At 72.9% G+C, this 23,381-nt stretch carries 15 protein-coding genes; 7 read left to right on the top strand and 8 right to left on the bottom strand.

What is annotated here, in order from left to right:
* The first annotated feature begins 10 nt into the window (after nucleotides 1–10).
* On the top strand, nucleotides 11–640 hold the full coding sequence (locus tag FHU40_RS25285; protein ID WP_183595270.1) for a hypothetical protein: 630 nt from the start codon (nucleotides 11–13) through the stop codon (nucleotides 638–640).
* Here FHU40_RS25285 and FHU40_RS25280 read toward each other — a convergent pair.
* Both FHU40_RS25280 and purL read right to left on the bottom strand, forming a co-directional pair.
* Complete coding sequence (locus tag FHU40_RS25280) at nucleotides 617–1,288, bottom strand: alpha/beta hydrolase family protein (protein ID WP_252274799.1); 672 nt, start codon at nucleotides 1,286–1,288, stop codon at nucleotides 617–619. The two genes, FHU40_RS25285 and FHU40_RS25280, sit on opposite strands and share 24 nt — an antisense overlap.
* A complete protein-coding gene (gene purL / locus FHU40_RS25275) occupies nucleotides 1,285–3,525 on the bottom strand; it encodes a phosphoribosylformylglycinamidine synthase subunit PurL (protein ID WP_183595269.1) in 2,241 nt (746 codons plus the stop codon). Before purL ends, FHU40_RS25280 begins: the two co-directional genes overlap by 4 nt.
* Before the next feature lie 173 nt (nucleotides 3,526–3,698).
* Here purL and FHU40_RS25270 point away from each other — a divergent pair, with 173 nt between their 5' ends.
* Nucleotides 3,699–10,304, top strand: a complete 6,606-nt coding sequence (locus FHU40_RS25270; RefSeq protein WP_183595268.1) for a N,N-dimethylformamidase beta subunit family domain-containing protein — start codon at nucleotides 3,699–3,701, stop codon at nucleotides 10,302–10,304.
* A gap of 16 nt (nucleotides 10,305–10,320) precedes the next feature.
* On the opposite strand, the gene FHU40_RS25265 is transcribed toward FHU40_RS25270, so the two are convergent.
* Complete coding sequence (locus tag FHU40_RS25265) at nucleotides 10,321–10,869, bottom strand: TetR family transcriptional regulator (RefSeq protein WP_183595267.1); 549 nt, start codon at nucleotides 10,867–10,869, stop codon at nucleotides 10,321–10,323.
* A 120-nt stretch (nucleotides 10,870–10,989) separates the two neighbouring features.
* Here FHU40_RS25265 and FHU40_RS25260 point away from each other — a divergent pair, with 120 nt between their 5' ends.
* Both FHU40_RS25260 and FHU40_RS25255 read left to right on the top strand, forming a co-directional pair.
* Nucleotides 10,990–12,474: an MFS transporter gene (locus FHU40_RS25260; protein WP_183595266.1), complete on the top strand. Its 1,485-nt coding sequence runs from the start codon at nucleotides 10,990–10,992 to the stop codon at nucleotides 12,472–12,474.
* A 126-nt stretch (nucleotides 12,475–12,600) separates the two neighbouring features.
* Nucleotides 12,601–14,067: a glycoside hydrolase domain-containing protein gene (locus tag FHU40_RS25255; protein WP_183595265.1), complete on the top strand. Its 1,467-nt coding sequence runs from the start codon at nucleotides 12,601–12,603 to the stop codon at nucleotides 14,065–14,067.
* Nucleotides 14,068–14,270: 203 nt separating this feature from the next.
* On the opposite strand, the gene FHU40_RS25250 is transcribed toward FHU40_RS25255, so the two are convergent.
* Genes FHU40_RS25250 through purS form a run of 3 tightly spaced genes read right to left on the bottom strand, consistent with a single transcriptional unit; the run spans nucleotide 14,271 to nucleotide 15,639 of the window.
* Nucleotides 14,271–14,726 (bottom strand): DUF3817 domain-containing protein, encoded by a 456-nt coding sequence (locus FHU40_RS25250; RefSeq protein WP_246391531.1) that lies wholly within the window; start codon nucleotides 14,724–14,726, stop codon nucleotides 14,271–14,273.
* A complete protein-coding gene (gene purQ / locus FHU40_RS25245; RefSeq protein WP_183595264.1) occupies nucleotides 14,723–15,391 on the bottom strand; it encodes a phosphoribosylformylglycinamidine synthase subunit PurQ in 669 nt (222 codons plus the stop codon). The genes FHU40_RS25250 and purQ overlap by 4 nt, the downstream gene beginning before the upstream one ends.
* Nucleotides 15,388–15,639: a phosphoribosylformylglycinamidine synthase subunit PurS gene (gene purS, locus FHU40_RS25240; protein WP_183595263.1), complete on the bottom strand. Its 252-nt coding sequence runs from the start codon at nucleotides 15,637–15,639 to the stop codon at nucleotides 15,388–15,390. Before purS ends, purQ begins: the two co-directional genes overlap by 4 nt.
* 106 nt (nucleotides 15,640–15,745) lie before the next feature.
* Between purS and FHU40_RS25235 the strand changes: the two genes are divergently transcribed.
* The gene (locus FHU40_RS25235) at nucleotides 15,746–16,243 is read left to right on the top strand and encodes a YflT domain-containing protein (RefSeq protein WP_221200308.1); all 498 of its coding nucleotides are present in this window, start codon (nucleotides 15,746–15,748) and stop codon (nucleotides 16,241–16,243) included.
* 156 nt (nucleotides 16,244–16,399) lie between these two features.
* Here FHU40_RS25235 and FHU40_RS25230 read toward each other — a convergent pair whose 3' ends face one another.
* Together FHU40_RS25230 and FHU40_RS25225 are read right to left on the bottom strand one after the other, a co-directional pair.
* Nucleotides 16,400–17,998, bottom strand: coding sequence for a long-chain-fatty-acid--CoA ligase (locus FHU40_RS25230; RefSeq protein WP_183595261.1), 1,599 nt, complete (start codon nucleotides 17,996–17,998; stop codon nucleotides 16,400–16,402).
* An 81-nt stretch (nucleotides 17,999–18,079) separates the two neighbouring features.
* Nucleotides 18,080–18,976, bottom strand: a complete 897-nt coding sequence (locus FHU40_RS25225; RefSeq protein ID WP_183595260.1) for a phosphoribosylaminoimidazolesuccinocarboxamide synthase — start codon at nucleotides 18,974–18,976, stop codon at nucleotides 18,080–18,082.
* 71 nt (nucleotides 18,977–19,047) lie between these two features.
* Between FHU40_RS25225 and FHU40_RS25220 the strand changes: the two genes are divergently transcribed.
* Both FHU40_RS25220 and FHU40_RS25215 read left to right on the top strand, forming a co-directional pair.
* Nucleotides 19,048–22,596, top strand: a complete 3,549-nt coding sequence (locus tag FHU40_RS25220; RefSeq protein WP_183595259.1) for a fibronectin type III domain-containing protein — start codon at nucleotides 19,048–19,050, stop codon at nucleotides 22,594–22,596.
* A gap of 66 nt (nucleotides 22,597–22,662) precedes the next feature.
* Nucleotides 22,663–23,277, top strand: a complete 615-nt coding sequence (locus tag FHU40_RS25215; protein WP_183595258.1) for an HIT family protein — start codon at nucleotides 22,663–22,665, stop codon at nucleotides 23,275–23,277.
* Nucleotides 23,278–23,381 lie beyond the last annotated feature (104 nt).

Here is a 23,381-nt window from a genome sequence, read left to right as displayed (position 1 = left end):
GGCTGGTCCGGTGACACCTGCTGACGGCGATCGCCTCGCCACCTGGCTCGAGGACCTCGGCCTCGCCGCGCATCTGGGCGAGGCCGGGCTGCCGACCTTCACCCGCGACCCCTCCGGGCTCGCGGTGTGGACCGAGCCCGACCGGCTCGACGAGCTCGACCGACTCCTGCACAGCGTGGGCTCCGAGCCCGAGCACGCCGTCCCCGTCGGACTGGTCGTGCTCGCCCGCCAGGCCCGGCTGCGCACCGAGCTGCTCGCGAGCCCGTGGTTCACCTACGACACCCTCGCCGAGGTGCGCGGCGCGTCGGTCGACGCGACCCGGTACGCCGTCCACAAGGCCGCCCAAACCCACCGGCTGCTCGTCGTACCGGTGGAGGAGCGCACGATCGTCCCGGCCTTCCAGCTGCTGCCGGACGGCGAGCTGCGACCCGACCTGGCCCCGGTGCTCGAGCCCCTGCTCGCCGCCCGGATGGACCCCTGGCGCGCCTGGGCCTGGCTCACCCAGCCCGCCGCACTCACCCTCGGACAGGCCCCCGAACGCGCCGTCACCGACCCCGACCTCACCGACCTCGTCCTCCACGCCGCCGTCCGCCTCGCCGAAACGTTGAGTCGGGATTCAACCTCGAGGCAGGATCGCTAGCGTACGGGCCCAGGGGTCGGAGTCCGGGTCGATGACGGTGAGGTGATCGCCTTCGACCTCGATCAGGTGGGCGGGGGCGCCGGCGGCGCGGGCGGCCGCGACGTAGGCGCGGGACTGCGAGATCGGCACGATGTCGTCGGCGGTGGCGTGCACGCACCAGAGCGGTACGCCGAGCGGGACGCACCGGATCGGGTCGACGTCGTCGTCCGAGGCCCCGGGCGGGTGGCCGAGGAAGCGCCCGACCGCGCCGTCGCCGAGGCCGTCGTCGTACGCCGCGCGCAGGTCGAGGACGCCCGCCTGGGAGACGACCTGCGTGAGTCCGCCGTGCCCGGCGGCCCAGGTCGCGAGGTGGCCGCCGGCGGAGTGTCCGATCCCGACGACCGGGCCCGGCAGGTCGGGACGCGCCCGGATCGCGGCGCGCACGTCGTGCAGGGTGTCGCCCGCACCGGTGCCGCGGCGGTACTCCACGACCCAGGTCGCCCAGCCGCGCGCGAGCAGCGAGGGCACCAGCGGCAGGGCGTACTCGATGCCGTAGTCGGGCTTCCAGAAGCCACCGTGCACGAGCACGGCCACCCCGACCGGACTCCGGTCGGGCACCGAGAGCATCCCGAACTGCGACGGGTGGTCGCCGTACGGGACGCGCCTCACGAGAGCGCGGCCGGCAGGGTCGCGGTCCAGGCGGCGCGCAGCTCGTCGAGCGGGACGTCGAAGACGCCGTCGACCACGAGCGCGTCGCCGCCGGTGACGCCGAGCGCGGCGATCGGCACGCCGTGCTCCTCGGCCAGCTCGACGAGCCGCTCCGCGGCGCCGTCGGGGACGGTGACGACCGCCCGAGCGGTCGACTCGCTGAAGAGGCCGACGAACGCGTCGCCCGGCACGGTCACCGAGACGCCGACGCCGTGGCGCATTGCCGCCTCGGCGAGCGCCTGGGCGAGGCCGCCGTCGGAGAGGTCGTGAGCCGAGGTCAGCAGTCCGACGCCGGCGTGCAGCAGCCGGGCCAGCGCGCGCTCGGCCTCGAGGTCGACCGCGGGCGGCAGGCCACCGAGGTGGCCGTGCACGACGTGCGCCCACTCCGAGCCGGAGAGCTCCTCGCGGGTCTCGCCGAGCAGGAACACCCGCTCGCCACCGGCCGACCAGGCCGACGGCGTACGCCGCGTGACGTCGTCGACCACGCCGAGCACCGCCACCACGGGCGTGGGCAGGATCGCGGTCTCGCCGGTCTGGTTGTAGAGGCTGACGTTGCCGCCGGTGACCGGGATGCCGAGCTCGGCACAGGCGTCCTTGAGACCGCGGCAGGCCTCGGCGAACTGCCACATCACCGCCGGGTCCTCGGGCGAGCCGAAGTTGAGGCAGTCGGAGATCGCCAGCGGCACCGCGCCGCCGGTCGCGACGTTGCGGTAGCTCTCGGCGAGGGCGAGCTGCGCACCGGCGTACGGGTCGAGCTTGGCGAAGCGGCCGTTGCAGTCGGTGGAGACCGCGACGCCGAGGTTGGTCTCCTCGTCGACGCGGATCATGCCGCTGTCGCTGGGCTGGGCGAGCACGGTGTTGCCGCGGACGTAGCGGTCGTACTGGTCGGTGATCCACGACTTGTCGCAGAGGTTGGGGCTCGCGACCAGCGTCAGCAGCGTCTTGCGCAGGTCGTCGCCCGACGTCGGCCGCGGCAGCGCCTCGGCCGCGTCGGCCTGCAGGTCGTCCTGCCAGTCGGGGCGGGCGAAGGGACGGTGGTACGTCGGGCCGTCGTGCGCGACCGACCGCGGCGGTACGTCGACGACGCGCTCGCCGTGCCAGTCGATCTGCAGCCGGCCGGTCTCGGTGACCTCACCGATCACGACGGCCTCGACGTCCCACTTCGCGCAGATCTCCAGGAACGCGTCGACATCGGCTGGCTCGACGACCGCCATCATCCGCTCCTGCGACTCGCTCATCAGGATCTCCTCCGGAGCGAGCGTCGAGTCGCGCAGCGGCACCCGGTCGAGCTCGACGTGCATGCCGCCGTCGCCGGCGGACGCGAGCTCGGAGGTGGCGCAGGACAGGCCCGCGCCGCCGAGGTCCTGGATGCCGGCGACCAGGCCCGCGGCGAAGATCTCGAGCGTGCACTCGATGAGCAGCTTCTCCATGAAGGGGTCGCCGACCTGCACGCTGGGCCGCTTGGCGGGGCCGTCGGCGTCAAACGTCTCGGAGGCGAGCACCGAGACGCCGCCGATGCCGTCACCGCCGGTGCGCGCGCCGTAGAGGATCACCTGGTTGCCGACGCCGGACGCCTTGGCGAGGTGCAGGTCCTCGTGCCGCAGGACGCCGACGCAGAGTGCGTTGACGAGCGGGTTGCCGAGGTAGCTCTCGTCGAAGACCGCCTCGCCGCCGATGTTGGGCAGGCCCAGGCAGTTGCCGTAGCCGCCGACGCCCGCGACGATCCCGGGCAGCACCCGGTGGGTGTCGTCGGCGTCGAGCGGGCCGAAGCGCAGCGGGTCCATCACCGCGACCGGGCGGGCACCCATCGCGAGGATGTCGCGGACGATGCCGCCCACGCCGGTCGCCGCGCCCTGGTAGGGCTCGACGTACGACGGGTGGTTGTGCGACTCGACCTTGAAGGTCACCGCGTAGCCCTGGCCGATGTCGATGACGCCGGCGTTCTCCCCGATGCCGGCCAGCATCTTGCCGACCGGGGTCTCCTGGCTGAGCTCGGAGAACTGCTTGAGGTGCACCTTGGAGCTCTTGTAGGAGCAGTGCTCGCTCCACATCACGGAGTACATCGCGAGCTCGGAGCTGGTGGGGCGACGACCGAGGATCTCGCGGATCCGCTGGTACTCGTCGGCCTTGAGGCCGAGGTCGGCCCACGGCTGCTCGCGGTGGGGGTCTTCGGTGGCGACGGCGACGGTGTCGAGCACGCGGCCAATCTACCGGCGAGCCGGACGCGCACCGGCACCGCACCGGCCCGGGTGCTCCCCCATGCTTGGTAACTCGTCCGCCGGCGCCGCACCTGGCGGCGGCGCGCGCCTAGCGTGCGAGCAGTCCGGGAGCCCCGGGCACCTGCCCGGGGCCGGAGGAACGGGGCGAGCCCATGGGTGCTGACGGACGACGGACGGCTCGGACGCAGCGGTCGCGAAGTGGGCTGGTCGCGCTGGCCGCGGTGCTGGTGGCCGCCGGGCTGAGCGTGGTGCTGCCGACGCCGGCGGCGGTGGCCGCACCCTGCGACACCCCGGTCGCGAGCCCGGTCGCCTGCGAGAACACCAGGCCGGGCAACCCCGAGAGCGAGTGGGGCATCACCGGGGCCGGCAGCGCCTCCATCCAGGGCTTCGCGACCCAGATGAGCGTCAACGTCGGCGAGACCCAGGGCTTCAAGATCGACACCGCCGCCACGTCGTACCGCCTCGACATCTACCGGATGGGCTACTACGGCGGCCTCGGCGCCCGGTTCATCACCAGCGTGAGCCCGACCAGCATCAACACCAACCAGCCGAACTGCGTCACCGCGCCCGCCACCGGGCTCGTCGACTGCGGCAACTGGACCCAGAACGCGTCGTGGACCGTGCCCGCCACCGCCGTCTCGGGCATCTACTTCGCCAAGCTGGTGCGCACCGACGGCCCGGCCGGCTCCAGCCACGTCTTCTTCGTGGTCCGCGACGACGGCTCCGGGTCCGACCTGCTCGTCCAGACCTCCGACACGACCTGGCAGGCCTACAACGCCTACGGCGGCAACAGCCTCTACACCGGCTCGCCGGCCGGGCGCGCCTACAAGGTCAGCTACAACCGCCCGTTCACGACCCGCGACAACGCCCCGGAGGACTTCGTCTTCAACGCGGAGTACCCGATGGTGCGCTGGCTGGAGTCCAACGGATACGACGTCAGCTACTCCTCCGGGGCCGACACCGACCGCCGCGGCGCGGAGCTGCTCGAGCACGAGGCGTTCCTGTCCGTCGGGCACGACGAGTACTGGTCGGGCCAGCAGCGGGCGAACGTCGAGGCGGCGCGCGCCGCGGGCGTGAACCTGGCCTTCTTCAGTGGCAACGAGATCTTCTGGAAGACGCGCTGGGAGAACAGCATCGACGGCGCCGGCACGCCGTACCGGACGCTGGTCACCTACAAGGAGACCCACGCCGACGCGCGGCTCGACCCGCAGGACCCGCCGACCTGGACCGGCACCTGGCGCGATCCGCGGTTCAGCCCGCCGGCCGACGGCGGCCGCCCCGAGAACGCCCTGAGCGGCACGATCTTCACCTCCAACTGCTGCGCGATCAACATGGTCGTCGGGTCGGCCGACGGGAAGATGCGGTTCTGGCGCAACACCCGCGTCGCCACGCTCGGCACCAACCAGACCACGACGGTCGGCAGCAACGTCATCGGCTACGAGTGGGACGAGGACGCCGACAACGGCGCCCGGCCGGCGGGACTCTTCCGGCTGTCCCAGACGACGGGCAACGCCCAGGTCCTGCAGGACTGGGGCACCAACTACGCCGACGGCACCGCGACCCACGCGATGACCATGTACCGCGCGCCGAGCGGGGCGCTGGTGTTCGGCGCGGGCACGATCCAGTGGTCGTGGGCGCTCGACGCGAACCACGACCGCGGCTCGGCCGCGGCCGACACGGCGGCCCGCCAGGCGACGGTCAACCTGCTCGCCGACATGGGCGTGCAGCCGACCACGCTCCAGGGCGGCCTGACCGCAGCCACGGCGTCCACCGACACGAACGCGCCGACCTCCGCGATCACCGCACCCGCCGACAACGCGACCGTGCCCGTGGGCAGCCCGGTCACGGTCAGCGGCACCGCCGCCGACACCGGGGGCGGCCGGGTCGGCGGCGTCGAGGTGACCACCGACGGCGGCACGACGTGGCACCGCGCCACCGGCCGCGAGACGTGGACCTACACGTTCACGCCGAACAACGACGCGACCCTGCGGATCCGCAGCCGGGCGACGGACGACTCCGGCAACATCGAGACGCCGCAGCCCGGCATCACGGTCACGGCCGGTGCCGGTTCCGGCGGCGGCTCGGGCGGCTGCCCCTGCACGATCTGGCCGTCCTCGGCCGTGCCTCAGAAGACCGACCCGGACACCAGCTCCGTGGAGCTCGGGGTGAAGTTCCAGCCCGCGCAGAACGGCTTCATCACGGGCATCCGCTACTACAAGCCGACCCAGGCGACCGGCACGCACGTCGGCACGCTGTGGACCGGCACCGGCACGAAGCTGGCGACCGCGACCTTCACCAACGAGAGCGCGAGCGGTTGGCAGCAGGCGAGCTTCCCGAGCCCGGTGGCGGTAACGGCGAACACGACGTACGTCGCGTCGTACTTCGCGCCGTCCCGCTACGCCGTGAGCTCGGCGTACTTCACCTCGGCCTTCACGCGGGGCCCGTTGACCGCGCTGCGCGACGGGGCCTCCGGCGGCAACGGCGTCTACCGCTACGGCAGCACCGCGGGGTCGTTCCCGACGGGCACCTACAACAGCGAGAACTACTGGGTCGACGTCGTCTTCGACAACGGCCCCGACACCACCAAGCCCACCGTGACCGGCCGCACCCCCGCCAACGGCGCCACCGGCGTCGCCGTGGGCGTGGCCCCCACCGCGACCTTCAGCGAGCCGGTGACCAGCGGCTCGATCGGCTTCACGCTGCGCAACGCCGCCGGCACCCAGATCACCGCCACCACCGCCTACAACGCCGGCACCCAGACCGCGACCCTCACCCCCAACGCCGCCCTCCAGCCGTCGACCACGTACACCGCCACCCTCACCGGCGCCACCGACGCGGCCGGCAACACCATGGACCCCACCTCCTGGAGCTTCACCACGGCCGCCGCCGACACCACCAAGCCCACCGTGACCGGCCGCACCCCCGCCAACGGCGCCACCGGCGTCCCCACCTCCGTCGGCCCCACCGCGACCTTCAGCGAGCCCGTCACCAGCGGCTCCATCAACTTCGTGCTGCGCAACCCCGCCGGCACCCAGATCACCGCCACCACCGCCTACAACGCCGGCACCCAGACCGCGACCCTCACCCCGAGCGCGGGCCTGCAGCCGTCGACGACCTACACCGCCACCCTCACCGGCGCCACCGACACCGCCGGCAACACCATGGACCCCACCAGCTGGAGCTTCACCACCGCCGCCACCTCGAGCGCCTGCCCCTGCACGATCTGGCCCGCGACGGCGACGCCGGCGGCGACGGACCCCGACACGGCGTCGGTCGAGCTCGGGGTCCGGTTCCGCACCAGCCAGGCCGGCTACATCACCGGCATCCGCTACTACAAGCCGACCCAGACCAGCGGCACGCACGTCGGCACGCTGTGGACCGGCACCGGCACGAAGCTGGCCACCGTGACATTCGCCGGCGAGACCGCCAGCGGCTGGCAGCAGGCCACCTTCGCCAGCCCCGTGGCCGTGCAGGCGGGCACGACGTACGTCGCGTCGTACTTCACCCCGTCGAGGTACGCCGTCTCCTCCGGCTACTTCAGCTCGGCCACGACCCGGGGCCCGCTGACGGCCCTGGCCAACGGCACCGACGGCGGCAACGGGCTCTACCGCTACACCGGAACGGCCGGGGTCTTCCCCAACAACACCTATAACAACGAGAACTACTGGGTCGACGTGGTCTTCCAGGAGACCGCGGCGGACACGACCGCTCCGAACCTGATCGACCGGTCGCCCGCACCCGGGTCGACCGGCGCCCCGACCAACGCGGTGGTGTCCGCGACGTACGGCGAGCCACTGCAGGCCGGCACCGGCACCGTCGAGGTCCGCAACCCGGCCGGCACCCTCGTCAGCGGCACCACGACGCTGGACTCGGGCGGCATGCGCCTGGTCTTCCAGCCCGCGCTGGCACTGGCGTCGTCGACGACCTACTCGGTGCAGGTCAGCGGGGCCGGCGACGCGGCCGGCAACGTCGCCCCGCAGACGACCTGGTCCTTCCAGACCGCCGCGCCCGCGCCGCCCGCACCCGACCAGGGCCCGGGCGGCCCGATCGCCGTCGTGACCAGCGCCGGCAACCCCGTCTCGACCTACCTCGCCGAGATCATGCGGGCCGAGGGGCTCAACGAGTTCGCCACGGTCGGCCCGGCCGCGCTCACGGCGAGCGGCCTCGCGTCGTACGGCGCGCTCATCGTCGGCGAGGTGCCCGTGACCGACGCCCAGGTGGCGGCGGTGACCGACTGGGTGACGGCCGGCGGCGACCTCGTGCTGATGCGCCCGGACAGCCGCTTCCTCGGGCTCGCCGGCCTGACGGCCCAGTCCGGGACCGTCGCCGACGGCTACCTGGCCGTCGACCCGGCGACCGCACCCGGCGCCGGCATCACCAGCGAGACCATGCAGTTCCACGGTCCGGCCAACCGCTACGCCCTCGCCGGGGCGACCGCGGTCGCCGCGCTCTACTCGTCGGCGACGGCGTCGACGGGCCTGCCCGCCGTGGCCTGGCGGAGCGTCGGCCCCAACGGCGGCCAGGTCGCCACCTTCGCCTACGACCTCGCGCGGTCCGTCGTCCAGACCCACCAGGGCAACCCGGCCTGGGCCGGGCAGGAGCGCGACGGCCAGGCGCCGATCCGCTCGGACGACCTCTACTTCGGCGGCAGCGGCACGTCCGACTGGGTGAACCTCGACAAGGTGCAGATCCCCCAGGCCGACGAGCAGCAGCGGCTGCTGGCCAACCTGCTCACGGTGATGCGCCGCGACCGGATGCCGCTGCCCCGCTTCTGGTACTTCCCCGACCGGCACAAGGCGGTCGTGGTCGCCACCGGCGACGACCACGGCACCGGCGGCACCGCCGGTCGCTTCGACGCCTACCTCGCCGCCAGCCCGGCCGGCTGCTCGGTGGCCGCGTGGACGTGCCCACGGTTCACGTCGTACGTCTACACGTCGACGCCGCTGAGCAACGCCCAGGCGACGACGTACCAGGGCCAGGGCTTCGAGGTCGGGTTGCACCACACGACCGACTGCAACGACTTCACCTCCCTCGCCAACCTGCAGAGCGGCTACAGCTCGCAGCTGAGTGCCTGGCGGTCGAAGTACGGCGGGGTCCTCGCACCGGCGACGACCCGCACCCACTGCATCGTCTTCAGCGACTGGAGCTCGCAGCCGAAGGCCGAGCTCGCCAACGGCATCCGCCTCGACACGAACTACTACTTCTGGCCGGGCAGCTGGGTGCAGGACCGGCCCGGCTTCATGAACGGCTCGGGTATCCCGATGCGGTTCACCGACACCGACGGATCGATGGTCGACGTCTACCAGACGCAGACCTTCATGACCGACGAGTCGGAGCAGAGCTTCCCGTTCACCCCGAACACGCTGCTCGACCGGGCCCTGGGCGCACCGGGCTACTACGGCGCGTTCACGGCCAACATGCACACCGACGCGGCGACGACGTTCGAGAGCTCGCAGCTACTCGCGTCGGCGCAGGCCCGCGGCGTGCCGGTGATCTCCGCCCGGCAGCTGCTCACCTGGACCGACGGGCGCAACGGGTCGTCGTTCGCCGACCTGGCATGGTCGGGCTCGACGCTGTCGTTCTCCATCCGGGTCGGCAGCGGAGCCTCCCGACTGACGGCGATGCTGCCGACCTCGGGACCCGGCGGGACGACGCTCAGCGGCCTGACGCGCGACGGCGCCGCCGTCCCCGTCACGCCGATGACCGTGAAGGGCCAGGAGTACGCCACGTTCGCGGCGTCGGCCGGATCGTGGTCGGCCTCGTACGCCGCCGGCGGCTCCGCGAGCCCCGCGGCGGCCCGGGTCGCGTCGACCACCGCCGACGGCACCACCGTCGCCTGGCGCACCGGCACCCCGGCGACGTCGACGGTGCGGTACGGCACCAGCGCCGGGTCGCTGGACCGGGTCGCGTCGACCGCCGATCGGACCACTCGCCACCGGCTGACGATCCCGGGCCTCGTGGCCGGGCGCACCTACCACTACCGCGTGGTGTCGCGGGCCCCGGACGGGCGGACCCGGGTCTGGCCGCGGGCGGGGCTGCCCCCGGCGACCTTCCGGACGGCGGCGCTCGACCGGCGCGCGCCGACGCCGTCGCGCGTGCGCGCGCTGTCGCTGCCGGACGGCACGGCGCGGGTGACCTGGTCGACCCGCACACCCGCCGCCTCCGTCGTGCGCTTCACCCAGCCCTCGACGCTGCGCGTGCGGTCCCGAGTCGACGACCGGCTGGTGCGGCGCCACGAGGTCGTGCTGACCGGGCTCCGGCCGAGGAGCACCTACTGGCTCACCGTCGGGAGCACCGATGCCCGCGGCCGGAGCGCGTCGAGCCGCCCGGTGGCGCTGCGCACCCGCGGCCCGGGGGTCGCCCTGCAGACGGCCCTCGACTTCCGGACCGGGCGGGTCGCCGGCGACCTGCGGATCGGCGACGCCGGGTTCGGACGGCTGGTGCTCCCGGCCGGCGGGTCGGGCACGTTCTCGTCGGCGGTACAGGACGCCCGCGCCAAGGTCCACTGGACCTCGGCGGTCGTCCAGCGTTCGGGTGCCGCCCGGCTGGTGCTGAGCGTGCGGACCGGCGACCGGCCGCGGCCCGACCACACCTGGTCGGCATGGCGCCGCGTACGGGCGAGCGAGCTGGACCGTCCCGGTCGCTACCTGCAGCTGCGACTGCGGCTGACCGCACCGGCCGGGGCGCGGGCCTCGGTCAGCGCCGTGGGGTTCGCGCACGACGGCGCGGCCCCCGCCCCGATCGGCGAGGTGTCGTAGGGCTCTCCGGGGCGGGCTACCTCAGCAGGCCGTCCGCGACGACCTCCAGCATCGGGCGTACGGCGGGGGCGTCCAGGTCGCCCTGGTCGGCGACCGTCGCGATCCCGCCGACCAGCCGGCAGACCTGGAGCGTCTCGATGTCCTCGCGCAGGGCGCCGCCCTGGCGCAGCCGGTCGATCACCCGCTGGTTCGCCTCGGCGAGCACCTGGCACTTGGTGATGATCGGGGAGTCGGGATCGCCCATCGCCGAGGTGATCTTGGCGGGGCCGCCCTTGTGCTGGCTGATCAGCGCGACGTACTCCTGGAACCAGTCGAGCAGCAGCTCGCGGTCCGGGCCCTCGTGGGCGAGCGCCTTGTCGGCGGCCTCGGTCACCCGGTCGACCCACGACTGCATAATCGCGTCGAGCAGGTTCTCCCGCTGGGGGAAGTGCCGGTAGAGCGTGCCCGGGCCGACGCCCGCGCGCTTCGCGACCTCGTCGAGGGAGGCGTCGTACCCCTGCTCGCGGAAGACCTCGCGCGCCACCTCGACGATGCGGTCGTAGTTGCGCTTCGCGTCGGCACGCACGGAAATCTCACCCAGACCCTTGCTAAACGGAGACTATCTCCGTATCGTCGTTCGGGAAGCGGAGCCACCCTCCGGATCTACTGTACCTCGGCCCATCCGGCCAGAACAGGACCACCACCCATGTCCTCTCGCCCCACCCTGCCCACCGAGCTCCCGCCGAACGCCGGCCGGGCCGCCACCGGGATCGCGATCGTCCTGGTCGCCCAGCTGATGATCGTGCTCGACGCGACGGTCGTGAACGTCGCCCTGCCCCGCATCGACGCCGACCTGGGCTTCGACCCGGCGTCCCTCTCGTGGGTCCTCAACGCCTACACCCTCACCTTCGGCGGGCTGCTGCTCCTCGGCGGCCGGCTCGGCGACGTCCTCGGCCGGCTCAAGGTCTTCGAGGTCGGCCTGGCCGTCTTCACCCTGGCCTCCGCGCTGGGCGGTCTCGCCCAGACCCCGGGCCAACTGGTCGCCGCCCGCGCCTTCCAGGGCGTGGGCGCCGCGCTGGCCGCACCGAGCGTGCTCGCCCTGCTCACCACCAGCGCCCCCGACGAGGCCGCGCGGCACCGCGCCTTCGCGCTGTTCGGCGCCGTCTCCTCCGGTGGCGCCTCCCTCGGCCTGCTGCTCGGCGGCGTGCTGACCGACGTCGGCTCGTGGCGATGGACGCTGTTCATCAACGTGCCGATCGGCATCGCCGTCCTGCTGATCGCGCCGCGCTTCGTCGACGAGACCCAGCGGCGCCCCGGCCGCTTCGACGTCGTCGGCGCGGTGACGGCGACCTTCGGCGCGGTGTCCCTGGTCTGGGCCCTGATCGGCACGCCGGAGCACGGCTGGCTCTCGGCCCGCACGATCGGCGGCTTCGCGCTCGGCCTGGCCCTGCTCGCCGTGCTCGCCGGCACCGAGCGCCGCGTGGCGCACCCGATGATCCGGCCGCACCTGCTGCGCAGCCGGAGCCGGCTCGGCGCACTGGCGGTGATGGCGCTGGTGGTCGGCGGCCAGTTCTCCATGTTCTTCCTGGTCGTCCAGTACCTGCAGACCGTGCTCGGACTCGGCCCCCTGGCCTCGGGCTTCGCCTTCCTGCCGCTGACCCTGGGCATCTTCGCGGTCTCGCGGGTCACCCCCGCACTGCTGGCTCGGTTCGGCCCGCGCACCCTGATGGTGGCCGGCACCGCCGGACTGACCGTCAGCTTCGCGCTGCTGAGCTCGGTCGGCACCGGCGACACCTACACCGGCGCCGTGCTGGTGCCGATGCTGCTCAACGGCGTCAGCGCCGGACTGGTGTTCATGCCGGTCACCGTGCTCGTCCTCGGCGGCGTCGAGCCCGAGCACGCGGGCGCCGCCTCGGGCCTGCTGCAGACCACGCAGCAGCTCGGCGGTGCCGTCGGTGTCGCGGCGATCGTGTCGGTGTACGCCGCGGGCGCGGTGCCCGGGCGGTTCGTGCCCGGCCTCCAGGCGGCCTTCCTCACCTCGGCGTCCTTCGCGGCGCTCGCCCTGCTGGTGTCCCTGGTCGTGGTGCGCACCCGACGGGGCCCCGCCCCGGCCGCTGCCCCCGCCCCGGAGCCCGCCCCGGAGCCCGCCCCGGAGCCGGAGGTCGAGGTGGCGGTTGCCGACGCTGCCTGAGCGCGACAATTACAGCGTTGTAGTTACCCAGGAGGCCTGTTACTCGTGTGATTCGTGAGGTTATGGTGACGTGGCCTCGCCGCGAGGCACCGCCGTCCTTCCCCTGGCTTTCTCTGGAGCAACCTCATGCCTCGCCCGGCCCGCACCGTCGCCCGCCGTACCTCTCGCCTCCGTGCCGCCGCGCTGGCGGGCGTGCTGGCCGCCAGCACGCTCGCCGTCGTCGCGGGCTCCGGCGCCGGATCGACCGCGGCGTCCGGCCCGGTCGTCTCGGCGGCCTCCGCCCCCGGCTCGAGCGCCCCGGCGCGGCAGGCCCGGAAGGCGCAGCGCCAGAACGTCGTGACGCCGGGCAACTTCACCGGCTACGGCTTCGACCAGTGCCACGCGCCCAACCAGGCGACGATGGACACCTGGCTGCAGAGCTCGCCGTTCCTGGCGGTCGGCATCTACATCGACGGGGCGTCGCGGTTCTGCCGCGAGCAGCCCAACCTGACGCCGCAGTGGATCAGCACCCAGCTCGCCAACGGCTGGAAGCTGCTGCCGATCACGCTCGGTCCGCAGGCCTCCTGCCAGCCGCGGTTCCCGCGGTGGGGCAACGACCCGACGATCGACCCGACGCGCGACCCGGCGACCGGCACGTTCGTCAACGCCTACAACCAGGGTGTCGCCCAGGCCACCCAGTCGGTCGGCGTCGCCGGCGGGCTGGGCATCGTGGCGGGCAGCACGCTGTGGTACGACCTCGAGGGCTTCAACATGGCGAACACGCCGTGCCGCGAGTCGGCGCTGTCGTTCCTCAGCGGCTGGAGCACCCAGATCCGTGCCCTCGGCTACGTCTCGGGCGTCTACTCCAGCGCCGGCTCGGGGATCAAGATGCTCGACAACGCGCGGGTCAACCGGCCCGCGGCGTACGCGCTGCCCGACCAGATCTGGATCGCCCGCTGGGACGGCGCCGCCAACACCTCCACGAGCTACATCCGCCCCGACGGCTGGGCGAAGGCCCGGGTGAAGCAGTACCAGGGCGGCCACAACGAGAAGTGGGGCGGCGTCACCATCAACATCGACCGCAACTACCTCGACCTCGGCACCGGCTCGGTCGCCGAGCGGGAGGTCAACTGCGGCGGCGTGCGGCTCGTCTCCCGCGCCTACGCGGCGCTGAAGCCGGCCACCGCGACGTACGTCCCGGCGCGCCGGCAGGTCAAGGCGCTGCAGTGCCTGCTCCAGCAGCGCGGCGTGTACGCCGGCACGATCCACGGCCGCTACGGCAAGGCGACCGTCGCCGCCGTCAACGCCTGGCAGGCCCAGCACGGCCAGAAGGTCCGCCCGGCCTGGACGAAGCGCAGCTGGGTCACCCTGCTCAGCGCCGGGGACACCCCGGTCGTGAAGTTCGGCTCGACCGGCCCGGCGGTCCGCCGTCTGCAGCGCGCCCTCGTCGCCGCCGGCCGGGGCCAGGCCGAGTTCCGCGCCGTGCGCGCCACCGGCGTCTTCGACCCGACCACCGACCGGGCGCTGCGCGCCTGGCAGCGCAAGGTCAAGGTCGAGGTCTCCGGCGTCGCCGGCACCCAGACCTGGACCGCCCTCCAGGCCGGCAAGCGCTGAGCCCCGCCACGGTGGTTGAGGTGCGAAGGCGCCCTGGCGCCTGAGCCTCGAAACCACCGTCTCCGCAGACGGGGCGCTTCATCAAGGGATGACGGTGGACCGACGCCTCCCCAGGTGAGCTCAGCCGGGGAACCGCGACGTCGCCCTCATCCCTTGATGAAACCCCGCCACGCCACTCACCACCGCCCGTGCCGGGTGCGGCGTCAGCTGGCGGGCGGACCGACCAGCAGCGCGACGCCGGTGAGGGCGACGACGGCGATCACGCCGGCGACCGCACCCCGGGCCGGGTTACGCAGCAGCCAGGACACCGGGCGGTCCAGGCCGCCCCGCGGCTCGGAGGCGGTGAGCCGCCAGGCGGTGCCGAGCGCGCCCCGCTTCTCGGCGTACCGGTCGAAGAGCACCGTGAAGAACGGCGGGACGGCGGCGGCCAGGCCGAGCAGGGCGCGACCCGCCGACCAGCGCTGGTCGACGGCGACGACCACCGTGGTCAGGCAGTAGGCGACGAACACCACGCCGTGGGCCATGCCGAAGATCCGGACGCCGAGCTCGGTGGTCTCGGTGACGTACTTGAGGAACATGCCGACGAGCAGCAGCGCCCAGGTGACGGCCTCGGCGATCGCGACCCGCCGGAAGAGGCGGAGCGGACTCATGGTGCTCATGCGAAGGCCGCCTCGACGAGGCCGGTGAAGAAGCCGAGCCCGTCGGTGCCGGCGCCGGTCAGCGACTCGACCGCGTGCTCGGGGTGGGGCATCAGGCCGACGACGTTGCCGCGGTCGTTGGCGATGCCGGCGATGTCGCGCATCGAGCCGTTGGGGTTGACGTCGAGGTAGCGGGCCACGACCCGCCCCTCCCCCTCGAGCCGGTCGAGAGTGTCGGCGTCGGCGACGAAGCCGCCCTCGCCGTTCTTGAGGACGACGGTGATCTCGGCGCCCTCGTCGTACGACGAGGTCCAGGGCGTGCGGTTGTTCTCGATGCGCAGCCGCTGGTCGCGGCAGACGAACTTGCGGTGGTCGTTGCGGATCAGCGCACCCGGCAGCAGGTGGGACTCGCAGAGGATCTGGAAGCCGTTGCAGATGCCGAGCACCGGCATGCCCCGGCCCGCCGCCTCGATCACCTCGGCCATCACCGGGGAGAAGCGGGAGATCGCGCCGCAGCGCAGGTAGTCGCCGTACGAGAAGCCGCCCGGGAGGATCACGGCGTCGACACCGCGCAGGTCGTGGTCGCCGTGCCACAGCGCGACCGCCTCGTGGCCGCCGATGACGACCGCGCGCTGGGCGTCGACGTCGTCGAGGGAGCCGGGGAAGGTGACGACGCCGACCTTCACGCCGTCTCCTCCACCCGGACCACGTAGTTCTCGATCACCGGGTTGGAGAGCAGGGTCTCGGCCATCTTCTCGACCTCGGCGAGCACCGCGTCGTCGACGTCGCCGTCGAACTCGAGCTCGAAGCGCTTGCCCTGGCGGACGTCGGTCACCCCCTGGAACCCCAGCCGGGGCAGGGCGCCGAGGACGGCCTTCCCCTGCGGGTCGAGGATCTCGGGCTTGGGCATCACGTCGACGACTACTCGCGGCACGCCGCCAGTCTACGAGGGCCGCCCCGCGCCGGGCGGCACGGGCTCGGAGCGGGAGGTACGGCGCGGGCAGGACACCGGGAACTCGGGCACACTGGGAGCCATGAGCATGTCGACCGGTGTCCCCGGAGCCAACCCGCTGCGACTCGAGTTCCCGCAGTCGTTGGCGGTGTACGACGACTACGCGGCCGCCCAGAAGACCGTGGACTTCCTCGCCGACAACCAGTTCCCGGTGCAGCACCTGATGATCGTCGGCACCGACCTGAAGCGGGTCGAGCGGATCACCGGACGGCTGACGACCGGCCGGGTGGCCCTCGGCGGCGTGCTGTCCGGCCTCTGGCTCGGGCTCTTCGTCGGCCTGATCTTCTCGTTCTTCGTCGACGAGAACGTGCTGGCGATGATCCTCTCGACCGTCGCCCTCGGCGCGGTCTTCGGCGTCATCTGGGCGCTGCTCGGCTACGCCCTGACCCGCGGGCGGCGGGACTTCTCCTCGATCACCCAGGTCGTCGCGACCCGCTACGAGGTGCTCGTCGAGCACAAGGTCGCCGCCCAGGCGCGAGAGCTGCTCGCCAAGCTGCCGGGGGCGCTGCCGAACCCGTTCGAGTAGACCGCCTGCGGTGGTTTCGAGACGGTTGCTAGCGCAACCTCCTCAACCACCGTGATCCACGTGTCCCGGCGCCTGTCTCGAAACCACCCGGTCCACGCTGGGGATCACGGTGGTTGAGGAAGGCGCCCTAGCGCCTGTCTCGAAACCACCGGCCCCCTACGACAGCTCGCGCTTGAGGATCTTGCCGGTCGAGGTCATCGGGAGCGCGTCGACGAAGGCCACGATCCGCGGGTACTTGTAGGCCGCCATCTGCTCCTTGCTCCAGGCGACCAGCTCGTCCTCGGTGATCTCGGCGCCGGGCGCCTTGATCACGACGGCCTTGATCTCCTCGCCGTGGCTCTCGTCGGGCACGCCGATCACCGCGGCGAGCGAGACCGAGGGGTGGCTCATCAGGACCTCCTCGATCTCGCGCGGGTACACGTTGTAGCCGCCGCGGATGATCATGTCCTTCGAGCGGTCGACGATGTAGTACCAGCCGTCCTCGTCGCGCCGAGCCAGGTCGCCCGAGCGGAACCACCCGTCGTCGATCGCCTCGGCGGTCTCCTCGGGGCGGTCGTGGTAGCCCTTCATGATGTTGTGGCCCTTGATCGCGATCTCGCCGATCTCGTCGGCGCCCTCGACGTCGCGCCACGCCCCGCGCGTCGACGCGGGGTCGATCAGCTTCATCTCGACACCGGGGATCGGCACGCCGATCGAGCCGACCCGCACCGGCTCGCCGTGCTTGGAGAACGACGCCACCGGCGAGGTCTCCGAGAGCCCGTAGCCCTCGAGGATCGTGACGCCGAAACGCTTCTGGAACTCCTTGTGCACCTCGACCGGCAGCGCCGACCCGCCCGCGACGGCGATCCGCAGGTTGTCGGCGAGCTGGGTCACGTCGAGGCCGTCGGCCTGGGCGCTCTCGAGCGCGCCGAGCAGGCCCCAGTACATCGTCGGCACCCCGGCGAAGAAGGTGATCCGCTCCTGCTTCATCAGGTCCAGCGCACCGCGCGCGTCGAAGCGCGGCAGCATCACGATCGTGCCGCCGTACCCGAACGGACCGTTCTGGCAGACCGTCTGGCCGAAGGAGTGGAAGAGCGGCAGCACGCACAGGTAGGTGTCCGGGCGGTCGGCGCTGGCGCCGAAGAGCGCCTCACCCGAGAGCGCGTTGTCGCGCATGTTGCGGTGTCGCAGCTCGGCGCCCTTGGGCTGGCCGGTCGTGCCGGAGGTGTAGAGGATCACCGCGGTGTCGTCCTCGTCGGTGGCGACCGCCTCGAACGTGGCCGGCTGGCCGCCCATCGCCTGGGCCATCGTCTCGACGCCCTCGATCGGCGACGGAGCCGCCAGGTCGGCGGTGATCACGAAGAAGTGCTCGCAGCCGTCGGCCTGCTGGAACCCGGCGTACCCCTCCTCGCCCATCGGGAGCTCCGGCGTGCCCTCGAAGCAGAAGTACGCCCGGGCGTCGGAGTCGCCCAGGTGGTAGGCGACCTCGCGCGCCTTGAGCAGCACGTTGAGCGGCACCACGGCCGCGCCGGCCTTGAGGATGCCGTAGTAGACGACGGTGAAGTAGGGCAGGTTCGGACAGGTCAGCGCGACCTTGTCTCCCGGACCGATCCCGCGCGAGACCAACAGGTTGGCGACCATGTTGGCGAACGCGTCGACCTCGGCGTAGGACAGCCTCCGGCTCGGCCCACCGGGAGGGGCGAACACGATCGCCGCCCGGTCCGGGTAGCTCGCCGCACTGTCCTCGAGGAGGCTCGCCAGGTTGTACGTCGTCATGCCGTCAACCTACTCACGAGTCACGAAGGTCGACCAGCACTCCGCCGACACTTCTCGACCCGACTCCTCCGGAGTCGGCTCCTACCAGCGCTGGCCGGTGAGCAGCTCGTACGCCTCGACGTACCGACTGCGGGTGCGCTCGACCACCTCGTCGGGCAGCGCCGGCGGCGCCTCGCCGGTGGACCGGTCCCAGCCGGACTCGGGCGAGAGCGCCCAGTTGCGCACGATCTGCTTGTCGTACGACGGCTGGGTGCGGCCCGGCCGCCACTCGTCGGCCGGCCAGAAGCGGGACGAGTCGGGGGTGAGCACCTCGTCGGCGAGCACGGTGGTGCCGTCGGGGCGGGCACCGAACTCGAGCTTGGTGTCGGCCAGGATGATCCCGCGCTCGCGGGCGATCGCCTCGGCGCGCCCGTAGACCGCGAGCGTGAGGTCGCGCAGCTCCGCGGCCCGCTCGGCGCCGATCGTCGACGCGACCGCGTCGTACGACACGTTCTCGTCGTGGTCGCCGAGCTCGGCCTTGGTGGCGGGGGTGAAGATCGGCTCGGGCAGGCGACTTCCGTCCTCCAGGCCCTCCGGCAGCGCGATCCCGCAGACGCTGTGCCCTTCCTTGGCCGTCGCGCGGTAGTCGAGCAGGCCGGAGCCGGTGAGGTAGCCCCGCGCCACGCACTCGACCGGGTACATCGACAGCCGCTCGCACACCACCGCACGGCCCCTGACCGCCTCGGGGACGTCGGTCGAGATCACGTGGTTGGGCACCAGGTCGGCGAGCTGGTCGAACCACCACAGCGACATCCGGGTCAGGATCTCGCCCTTGTCGGGGATCGTCGTGTCGAGCACGAAGTCGAAGATCGAGATCCGGTCGCTGGCGACCATGAGCAGCTCGCCGCCGGGCAGCTCGTAGAGGTCGCGCACCTTGCCCGAGTGGAGGTGGGTGGCCCCCTCGATCGCGGGCGCGGGCGGGATGTTCAGGTCGGCCACACCGCGGATTCTAGGGCCGCGGTGGTCCAGACCAGTGAACCGGTCGGGCGCCCCGACGCAACAGACGATTCGTGACCAGCAGATCCCGACACACGAGTTCCACGACGCCCACCCACGCCTGGCGACGACTGCTGTCCGGCGGCACGCTCGGCCTGGTCGTGGCGCTCCTGCTGGCCACCCTGACCACCGGGACGGGCGCGTACGCCGCCTCCCCCACGGCGGCGTCCGTCCCGGTGTCCACCGCCGCCGGCGACTGCGGCTGCACGGAGAAGGGCGACTACGAGACCCCGGCCGGCCTCGTCGCCCCGAACGTCGAGCTCGACGGCAGCTCGTCGGCGCCCGGTGAGGACCACCAGCCGCGCTACCGGGTCACCGCCACGGGCGCACCGCCCACGACCACCCTCACCGTGCGCCGGGTCGACGACTCGTCCACCGTGCTCACCCTCACCACGGCGGCCACGAAGTGGGGGTTCAGCCCCGACGAGCAGCGGTTCGTCACCCATCGCGTCGTCGGCGGCCTGCTCGAGGTCCAGGTCTACGACCTGACCGCGACCAAGCCCGCCACCGCGGTGATCCAGCAGACGGTGCAGGTCGGCGACGCCGCGCTGGGCTTCAGCCCCGACGGGGCCTACTTCGGGATCATCCACCTGTGGAGCACCAGCGGCACCACCACCAGCGTCCTGGTGTTCGACGCGGCGACCGGGCGCACGGCGTACAGCACCACCTACTCGTTCTCGGTGCCCGGCAGCGCCGGCAAACGCTTCGGCGCCGCCGGCTGGGGTTTCAGCCCCACCGGGCACGGCTTCCTGCTCGCCTACGTCAGCGGGCAGAGCTCCGTCGAGGCCACCCTGGTCGACCTGCGCGGGGGCCGCGCGGTCCTCTCCGAGACGCTCACCGGACCCGCACACTGGCACTTCAGCCCCTGCGGGTCGATGTTCGCGCTGGTGACCCAGAACGACGCCAGCTTCATGACCAGCCGCCTCGTCCGCGTCGCCGACGGCGAGGTGCTCGCCACCCGCACCGACCCGGTCGGCGCGATCTCGTTCGAGGCCACCGAGACCTCCCACGTCGCCCAGGTCGGCGGCACGACCCGCGTGCTGGCGCCGAACCCGGGCTGCTCCGCGGAGCACCCGCCGACCTGGCCGTCCGGCTCCGAGCTGACCGCCACCGACGTGGAGGCGCGGTCGTTGACCCTCTCCTGGACCGCCGCCACCGACGACGTGGCGGTCACCGGCTACCGGGTACGCCGCGGCTCGACGACGGTCGCGACGGTCCCCGGCTCGCAGCGCACCCTCCGGGTCACCGGCCTGCAGCCGGGCACGACGTACACCGTCTCCGTGGAGGCCGGCGACGCCGGCGGGGGCTGGAGCACGGGCGGGCCGACGCTGCGGGTCACGACGGCCGCGACCGTCCCGACCTGGCCGGACACCACGCGCCTGGTCGCCCGTGACGTCACCAACACCTCGGTCACGCTGCGGTGGACGGAGGCGGCGACCGACGAGCAGGGCGTCACCGGCTACCGCGTCTTCCGGGGCGACACCCAGATCGCGACACTCGACGCCGCGGCGCGCACCCACGTCGTCGACAGCCTGGCCCCCGGCACGACGTACACCTTCACCGTGCAGGCGGTCGACGGGGACGACAACCTCTCCACCGACGGCCCGCAGACCACGGTGACCACCGACGACTTCGAGCAGCTCGACGTCCCCGAGATCCGGGGCACCATCTACGACGACGCGAACCTCAACGGCAGGCGGGACGACGGTGAGCGGGGCATCGATGCCCACACCTACCCCTACGTCGGGTTCTCCGCGTACCGCCTCGACGGCACCCGACGCCTCGAGCGCACCTGGACCGGGACCGACGGGGTCGGCCGCTTCACCTTCGACGGCCTCGCCGACGGCACCTGGCTGATCGCCCTCGGCGTCGGACCTCGCATCCAGACGACGCCGGCCGACCTGCAGCCGCAGGTGGTCCAGATCCGCAACGGCGCCGGCTGGGGGAAGGTCGACTTCGGCCTGACCGACCGTCGCCCCTTCCCCGAGGAGGGCGACGCCAAGGTGCGGGGCGTCGTGTACGAGGACGCCGACCGCAATGGCGTTCGCGACGCCGGCGAGGCTCCCCTCTCCGGCCTGGAGATCGCCTGCGTCAACATCCCGATGGGCGGCGCGTGCCACCCCGACTCCGTGACCAGCGGGAGCGGCGGGGGCTACGAGATCGGGTCGCTGATCGCCGGCACGATCGATCTCCACCCCTCACTGCCGGAGGGCTCCTACTCGACCGGCCATCGCGTTGCCGCGGTCTCGTCCGACGAGACCGTCGAGGAGCTGGACCTCGGCGTGGTCACCGGCACCGCGACCGTGACCGGGCAGGTCTTCCACGACCGCGACCGCGACGGCGCGCGCGACGCCGGTGAGCCGAGTCTCGCCGACACCCGGGTGTGTGCGGTGGACCGCCACTTCAAGGCCGACCACTGCATCTTCACCGACGACGACGGGACCTACCGGCTCCCCGCCCTCCCCCACGGCACCATCGAGCTCTCCGTGTCGCCCTGGCACGGCTGGGACCAGACCACCCCGGCGTCCGCAGCCGTGGTCGACGTCGGCCGCAACGGCACCGGCACCGTCCACCTCGGGGTCGACGGTCCCGACGGCGTGGTGCGCGGCGTGGTCTTCCACGACCGTGACCGCGACGGCGTGCGCGACGCCGGCGAGCCGGTGCTCCCGGGCGCCGAGGTGTGCGTGCGCTCCCCCGCGCTCGAGTGGTACCCGTGCTCCGACACCGACGACCAGGGCCACTACCGGATCGAGCGGCTGGTCAGCGAGTCCTACAGCTTCCGCCACTACGCGCCCGCCGGCTACGTGTCGACGCTCGACGAGGAGTCCCTCGCCTTCGAGCTGGGCGAGGACGAGGACCTGGTCGTCGACCTCGGCTACGCGACCGAGCAGGAGGCCGCCCCGCCCGGCGCCCCCCGCGACCTGCGCGCCGAGCCCGGCGACGGCACGGTGACGCTCACCTGGACGGCGCCGGAGGACGACGGCGGCACCCCGGTCCTCGGCTACCACGTCTCCCGGTCCACCGACGGCGAGCAGTGGGACCGGGTCGCCCGGGTCACCGCCGCGGAGCTCACCTGGACCGCCACCGGACTGGCGAACGACACCGAGGTGCGGTTCCGGGTCACGGCGTACAACGCCGAGGGTCCCGGCTGGTCCTCCGACCCGGTGTCGGCCGTCCCGACCGCGCCGGAGACCTCGCCAGGCCCCGACCCACAGCCCGACCCGCAGCCCGAGCCGCAGCCCACCCCCGGGCCCCAGCCGCAGCCGGAGCCGACGGCGGTCGCGCCGTCCGCCCCGCGGTCGCTGAAGGCCACCGTGCGCGGCCGCAGCGTGCAGCTGCGCTGGACGGCACCGGCCACCACGGGTGGTGCCCCGGTCACCGACTACGTGGTGCAGCGCCGGTCGGGCAAGCACTGGGTGACCGTGCGCGACGGCCGCTCCGCGCGACTCGCCGCCACGGTGCGGACGCCGAAGCGCGGCGCGCACCACTTCCGGGTCGCCGCCGTCAACACCGCCGGGCAGGGCTCCTGGACGGCGGCGATGCGGGTTCGCGTCCGGCGCTGACCGGGGCGGGGCGGGATTGTCCGGGGTCCCGTCCCGCCGCCGGCGACCGGCTGGCAGAGTGAGGTCATGCCGGAGTCCGCACCCGAGATCCACGCCCGCGTCGTGGCCGCTGCCGCCGATGGTCGCCTGCCCGCTCCCGAGATGAGCGGATGGGACATCTTCCCCTGGGAGGTGGTCGACGGCGCGGTCGCGCCCAAGCCGCTCTCCGCACCCGCGCCCGAGGCACCACGGCTGGGCGACGAGGGCGGTGGTCCATGCCCAGCGTGCGCGGGCTTCGCACCGGAGCGGGTGGTCTGGGAGGACGAGAACTGGCAGCTCCTCACCGACCCCACGCCGTCGGGACTGCCGCTGGTGCTCACGCTGTGGAGCCGCGACCACCTCGACACCGGCGACCTCGACGACGACCAGGCAGCCGAGTTCGGCCGGATCGCCAACCGCCTGGTCCGCATCATGCAGGGGCTGCCCCACGTCGGCCGGGTGCACGTCAACCGCTGGGGTGACGGCTGCTCGCACTTCCACGTGTGGTTCCTGGCGCGGCCGGAGGGCTTCTCCCAGATCAAGGGCTCGTACGCCGTCGAGTGGGACGACATCCTGCCGCCGGTCGACGAGGCGGTCTGGCGCGCCGACCTGCACGCGGTCGCGACCAAGCTCGCCAACTGGGGTGGGCACGCCCGGGCCTAGCGACCCGAACTTGAAGTCCGCACCCAATGTCGCACCCCGAGCACGCCCCTCGCTGCGTTGGCAGAGCTTGAGATGCGCCCGGTAGCCCTGCGCTCCGCCGCCTG

This window comes from Nocardioides soli (assembly GCF_014191495.1).
GTDB lineage: Bacteria > Actinomycetota > Actinomycetes > Propionibacteriales > Nocardioidaceae > Nocardioides > Nocardioides soli.
This window is presented reverse-complemented; position numbering and strand designations above follow the sequence as displayed.